Source organism: Exiguobacterium sp. SH0S7 (genome assembly GCF_004337195.1).
Taxonomy (GTDB): Bacteria; Bacillota; Bacilli; order Exiguobacteriales; family Exiguobacteriaceae; genus Exiguobacterium; species Exiguobacterium aurantiacum_A.
On record NZ_SJVA01000010.1, the window covers coordinates 47611 to 53784 of the forward strand.

5 protein-coding genes and 1 rRNA gene are annotated in these 6174 nt (G+C 51.4%); all 6 read right to left on the bottom strand.

Going from position 1 to position 6174, the window contains the following annotated elements:
• Positions 1–54 precede the first annotated feature (54 nt).
• The 6 genes from radA to rrf all read right to left on the bottom strand — a co-directional run bounded on the left by radA (position 55) and on the right by rrf (position 6163).
• The gene (gene radA, locus EVJ22_RS12685) at positions 55–1431 is read right to left on the bottom strand and encodes a DNA repair protein RadA (RefSeq protein WP_070329261.1); all 1377 of its coding nucleotides are present in this window, start codon (positions 1429–1431) and stop codon (positions 55–57) included.
• A 54-nt stretch (positions 1432–1485) separates the two neighbouring features.
• Positions 1486–3921 (bottom strand): ATP-dependent Clp protease ATP-binding subunit, encoded by a 2436-nt coding sequence (locus tag EVJ22_RS12690; protein WP_071398671.1) that lies wholly within the window; start codon positions 3919–3921, stop codon positions 1486–1488.
• Positions 3922–3945: 24 nt separating this feature from the next.
• Positions 3946–4989: a protein arginine kinase gene (locus EVJ22_RS12695; RefSeq protein ID WP_071398672.1), complete on the bottom strand. Its 1044-nt coding sequence runs from the start codon at positions 4987–4989 to the stop codon at positions 3946–3948.
• The gene (locus tag EVJ22_RS12700) at positions 4989–5423 is read right to left on the bottom strand and encodes a UvrB/UvrC motif-containing protein (protein WP_071398673.1); all 435 of its coding nucleotides are present in this window, start codon (positions 5421–5423) and stop codon (positions 4989–4991) included. Before EVJ22_RS12700 ends, EVJ22_RS12695 begins: the two co-directional genes overlap by 1 nt.
• Before the next feature lie 14 nt (positions 5424–5437).
• Positions 5438–5905 (bottom strand): CtsR family transcriptional regulator, encoded by a 468-nt coding sequence (locus EVJ22_RS12705; protein ID WP_071398674.1) that lies wholly within the window; start codon positions 5903–5905, stop codon positions 5438–5440.
• Between the two features lie 142 nt (positions 5906–6047).
• Positions 6048–6163 (bottom strand): 5S ribosomal RNA (rrf, locus tag EVJ22_RS12710).
• Positions 6164–6174 lie beyond the last annotated feature (11 nt).

Genomic DNA, 6174 nt, shown 5'->3' on the forward strand with positions numbered 1-6174 from the left:
GGTTCTTTTAAATCCGTTCGTTACAAAGCGTTAAAAACTGCCGGAAGCGCCCCGTCAGAACGGGATGGCAAGTTGGAGCGCTTCATCGACAGTACTGACACCGACCACGTCGATACCAGGCGGGGCGGTCCAGCCTCCTAGATTATTCTTCGGAATGATCGCACGCGTGAAACCGAGCTTGGCCGCTTCCGCGACACGTTGCTCAATCCGTGACACACGGCGCACTTCTCCGGTCAATCCGACCTCGCCGATGCAGACATCGGTCGGACGAGTCGGACGGTCCCGGAAACTTGAGGCAATCGAAATACAAATCGCCAAATCGATTGCCGGTTCATCGAGCTTGACTCCGCCCGCCGCCTTCAAATAAGCGTCTTGCGTTTGAAGCAAGAGACCCGAACGTTTCTCCAGCACGGCCATGAGAAGAGCGACCCGATTTTGATCGATTCCCGTTGCCATCCGGCGCGGGTTCCCGAACGACGTCGGGGAAATGAGTGCTTGCAGCTCAACGAGTACCGTCCGCGTCCCTTCCATCGATGCGACGACCGTCGAGCCTGAGACGCCCGCGGTCCGTTCTTCGAGGAAAATCTCTGACGGGTTGAGCACTTCCTCAAGACCGCCTTCTTTCATCTCGAATATTCCAATCTCGTTCGTCGAACCGAACCGGTTTTTGACGGCCCGTAAAATCCGGAACGTGTGGTGACGTTCTCCTTCAAAATACAGAACAGCGTCCACCATATGCTCGAGCAGACGCGGTCCGGCAATCGATCCTTGCTTCGTCACGTGGCCGACGATAAAGACGGCGACCCCTCGTGTCTTCGCAATTTTCATGAGCGCAGCTGTACATTCCCGTACTTGGGCGACGCTGCCTGGCGCCGATTGGATTTCATCCATGTATACCGTCTGAATCGAGTCGATAATGACGAACCCGGGTTCCTCTTCATCGATGACCCGTTCGATCATGAGCATGTCCGTCTCGGCGAGAACGTATAAATCCTGCGTCGGCAATCCGAGTCGTTCCGCGCGCAACTTTGTCTGTTTCAACGATTCTTCCCCGGAAATATATAGCACTTTCCGACCGCTGTGGGCGAGATGTGCACTCACTTGCAGGAGAATTGTCGACTTCCCGATCCCCGGGTCCCCACCGACGAGGACGAGCGAGCCCGGGACGATTCCGCCCCCGAGCACCCGGTCGAACTCTTGACTGTTCGTATGCACACGTGTTTCTTCTTGGGAAACGACGTCTGAGAGACGCTCTGGCTTCAGTTGTCGCGACGAGCTATGGACGAACGCAGCTCCCCGTTTCGCTTTCTTTTCTTCAACAAATTCTTCGACGAGCGTGTTCCACTCGTTACATCCTGGGCAACGGCCCATCCATTTTGCGGATTCATAGCCACAAGACTGACATACGTACTTCGTTTTAATTTTTGCCATGTTATTCCCTTCTGTCTAAAAAAGCCCCCTCACAAGAGAGAGGGAGCTCCGTATTTACTGGACGACACCTTCGTTGCGGACGATGAATTCACCGTCTTGAACATCGAGAGCCACTTTACTGCCTTTCGTGATCTCCCCGCTGAGCATCGATTCTGAGAGTCGGTCTTCCACCTCGCGCTGGAGCGCACGGCGGAGCGGACGAGCCCCGTACTCAGGGTCATAACCAACTACGGCAATCTTCTCAAGCGCCGATTCCGTCAAAGTGAAATCGATGCCTTGCTCGCCAAGTCGATCTGTGAGCGTCTTCGCCATAAGTTTGACGATTTCTTGGATATGCTCTTTTTGAAGCGAATGGAAGACGGTGATCTCGTCGATCCGGTTCAAGAACTCAGGTCGGAACGCTTTCTTCAATTCTTCCATGACTTTATCTTTCATTTCCGTATATTCACGTTTCACGTCATCTTCGACGGTGAAACCGACATATTTGTTCCGTTTAAGTGCGGCCGCACCGACGTTTGACGTCATGATGATGACCGTGTTGCGGAAGTCGACCGTACGACCTTTCGAGTCGGTCAGACGCCCGTCATCGAGCACTTGGAGCAAGATGTTGAACACTTCAGGGTGAGCTTTTTCAATCTCATCAAGCAAGATGACCGAGTATGGCTTACGACGAACTTTCTCCGTCAACTGACCGCCTTCTTCGTATCCGACATACCCCGGAGGTGATCCGACGAGACGGCTCGTCGCATGTTTTTCCATATACTCCGACATGTCGATTCGGATGATCGCATCCTCGTCACCGAAGAGCGCCTCAGCTACAGCACGCGCTAGTTCCGTTTTCCCGACACCGGTCGGTCCGAGGAAAACGAATGAACCGATCGGACGTTTTGGATCTTTCAGTCCGGCCCGGGCCCGGCGGATCGCCCGCGAGATTGATTTGACGGCTTCATCTTGACCGATGACCCGACCGTGTAAGATCGATTCGAGCTTGAGGAGACGGTCTGTCTCCTCTTCGGCAATTTTTGTCACCGGCACACCCGTCCAGCTTGCGACGACTTGGGCGATATCTTCTTTCGTCACTTCAAGCTTTTCATTGCCTTGCTTGTTCTGCCATTCTGATTTGAGGTGCTCGAGTTCATCGCGAAGCTTCTGTTCTGTATCACGAAGCGAAGCCGCTTTTTCAAACTCTTGGCTCTGGACGGCCGAATCTTTTTCTTTACGAATCGATTCGAGACGTGCTTCAAGCTCTTTTAAGTTCGGCGGAGCCGTGAATGAACGAAGGCGAACTTTCGAAGCCGCTTCGTCGACGAGGTCGATCGCTTTGTCTGGAAGGAACCGGTCCGAAATATAGCGGTCAGATAAGACAACCGCTTCATGAATCGCCTCATCCGTAATTGTGACACGGTGGTGAGCCTCATAGCGGTCACGCAAACCGAACAAAATCTGTTCAGCCTGGTCCGTCGTCGGCTCATTCACTTGAATCGGTTGGAAGCGGCGTTCGAGTGCGGCATCCTTCTCAATGTATTTCCGGTACTCGTCAAGCGTTGTTGCACCGATACATTGGAGCTCACCTCGAGCGAGCGACGGTTTCAAGATGTTCGAAGCATCGATCGCCCCTTCGGCTCCACCCGCCCCAATCAACGTGTGTAACTCGTCGATGAAGAGAATGACGTTGCCGGCCTGGCGAATCTCGTCCATGACTTTTTTCAATCGGTCTTCAAACTCACCGCGGTATTTCGTTCCCGCGACGAGCGTACCCATGTCAAGCACCATGACGCGTTTGTTGCGAAGCGTCTCCGGCACTTCATTGTTGATGATCTGTTGCGCGAGTCCTTCGACAACTGCCGTCTTACCGACACCTGGCTCTCCAATCAAGACCGGGTTGTTCTTCGTCCGGCGAGACAACACTTCGATGACCCGTTGGATTTCACCGGCACGGCCGATAACAGGGTCGAGACGTGACTCACGCGCTTGTTGCGTCAAGTCGCGGGCCAAGCCATCAAGTGTCGGTGTCGCAGCGCTTGTACCTGGTTGTGATGCGTTTGACGACGATTCCGTGTTCCCTAGGAGTTGAAGCACTTGTTGCCGTGCTTTCGTCAAGCTGATACCGAGGTTGTTCAAGACGCGGGCAGCGACGCCTTCGCCTTCACGAATCAATCCGAGTAAAATATGCTCTGTCCCGACGTAAGAATGACCGAGTTTACGGGCTTCATCCATCGAGAGCTCGATGACTTTTTTCGCACGCGGCGTGTAGTGGATTGTCGACCCGTTCTCAGAACCACGGCCAATCAGCGCCTCGACTTCTTGTTGAATCTTCTCAGAAGTTAGACCGAGGGCGAACAACGCTTTGGCAGCAATCCCTTCACCTTCACGGACAAGTCCGAGCAAGATATGTTCCGTACCAATATTATGATGGCCAAGTCGTACCGCTTCCTCTTGTGCTAAAGCTAATACGCGTTGAGCTCGTTCTGTAAATCGACCAAACATCATTGACAAAACCTCCTTAAAGTTGGATCAAACTAAACCATGATCTAACGTTCGACGTACGAGAGTCGCTCGTTCGCGATCTCGTTCTTTCGTAGATAATGTTTTCCCGAAATGTTTTTGTAGGAAACCTGATTGTAGGCGGACGATCAAATCATGAAACTGCGGTGGACTCCAGTCGGACAAAATACCGAGGTCACTCGCTAAATGTAAATCGGATAACCGTTCAATCGCCTCTGTCGACGACAATAATTTGGAATAACGTAAAATCCCGTAAGAACGATAAAACTGATCTTCCAATTCATCTTGGTTACTGGCTAGGAGCTGTTCTCGGGCTTGACGTTCCGCGTGGACGATTTGTTCTGTAATTTCCATAAAATCAGATAACAGCTGCGATTCATCGCTGCCAAGCGTCCGTTGATTCGATAACTGGAACAAACGCCCGGCTGCGTCACTGCCTTCTCCGTAACGTCCTCGAATCGTGTATCCGCGTTTGCGAAGTTCTACTAATATAGGAGTTATTCGTCCCGTTAACGTCAGACCCGGCAGGTGAAGCATGACCGATGCGCGAAGTCCGGTACCGATGTTGCTCGGACACGTCGTCAAATAGCCAAGCTCTTCATCGAAAGCGTATGGGAGCGACTCACCACAGAGCGCGTCGACTCGTTTCGCAAGTTCGAACGCTTCTTGGACTTGATAGCCGGGAAGCAACGTTTGGATGCGCAAATGATCTTCTTCGTTAATCAACACGCTAATCGTCTCGTCTTCACTCAGGAAAACAGCACTCTCATCTTTTTCCGCAATCGTCGGGCTGATCAAATGCTTTTCGACGAGAGCTTGCCGCGTCACTTGATCATAGGCGCGCATATGCAGATATTCAAAGCCTTGTAAGCCGCCCAAGGCCGTCTCGATACGTTCGCATAGCTGTCGCTGTCCTTCTTGATACAATGTAGGAGAAAAGACGGTGTCTTTTAAATTACGTGCCAAACGAATTCGTGTCGAGATGACAAGATCATCAAGCTTGGCCCGTTCTTTCATTTTTGGACCGAGCGGATGTTTGAGGAATGTCTCCATCACGCCTCACCTTGCCCTTTCAGTTGCGTCATTTCTTTTTTGATTCGTGCCGCTCGTTCATAATCTTCTTGTTCGACGGCCCGTTCTAACTCCCCTGCTAACTTTACAAGACGTTCGCCGATTCGCTCATCCGGTGTGCGTAACGCGTCAGGTACCGAACCGACATGATGGTCGTGCCCTTGCTGGTACTGACGTGTCATTTTAATCAACTCTTCACGGAAAACTGTGTAACATGAAGCGCAGCCCGCTTTTCTGAGGTGCGTCACCTCGCTCTGTGTCATCTGGCAAGTTGGACACCGCTTCACGACAGGAACGTAACCGGCCATCACTTCGGCTGTACAGTTCCGACATAGTTTTCGTTCGACTGGGACCCCGTTTTCCAACATAACGACTTCATTGACGGCAGGACGCCGTTTACACCGTTCGCATAACATGTCTTAAGCCTCCGTCAGTGATAACTAAGTAGCTTCATCAGGGCGAGTAGTTGCTGTCTTCGAATCAGATAGCGGTCGTCGGCGTTGAAGCCGAGCGTTTCGTCGGACAACAAGTGGTACAGTAAACGGACATCCCGCTCGCTCAACATACCTTCTTCAAATAAACGGATCAAAATGTTTTCAACAAGTTGTTCCGTAAGGCGAGGATGGTCTTGTAAAATATCCATTAAACTCGTCAGCAAGTCTTGTTTCTCATGAAGAATGACGCGACGAATTCGAATATAACCGCCCCCGCCTCGCTTACTTTCTACAAGGTAGCCTTTTTCGACCGTAAAACGTGTATTGATGACATAGTTGATTTGAGACGGAACACATTCAAAACGTTTCGCGATATCTTGTCGTTTGATTTCAATCGCTTCTGCCTGACTTTCCTTCAGCACTTGCTTCAAATACTGTTCGATTACATCAGATATGTTTCTCATCTCCACCACCCTCTGACCATCTTTGACTTTTGTTTTTATTCTATCATTGATTTAAAAAAAGGCAAACGAAAAGCGACGACGCAAATGCGTCGTCGCTCAAAAGAAAAGACGACCAAGCATGTGCTTGGTCATCCTTCATATGGCCTGGCAACGTCCTATCCTCACAGGGGGAGACCCCCAACTACTTTCGGCGCTGAAGCGCTTAACTTCCGTGTTCGGCATGGGAACGGGTGTGGCCGCTTCGCTATCGCCACCAGACAAGGGAATTG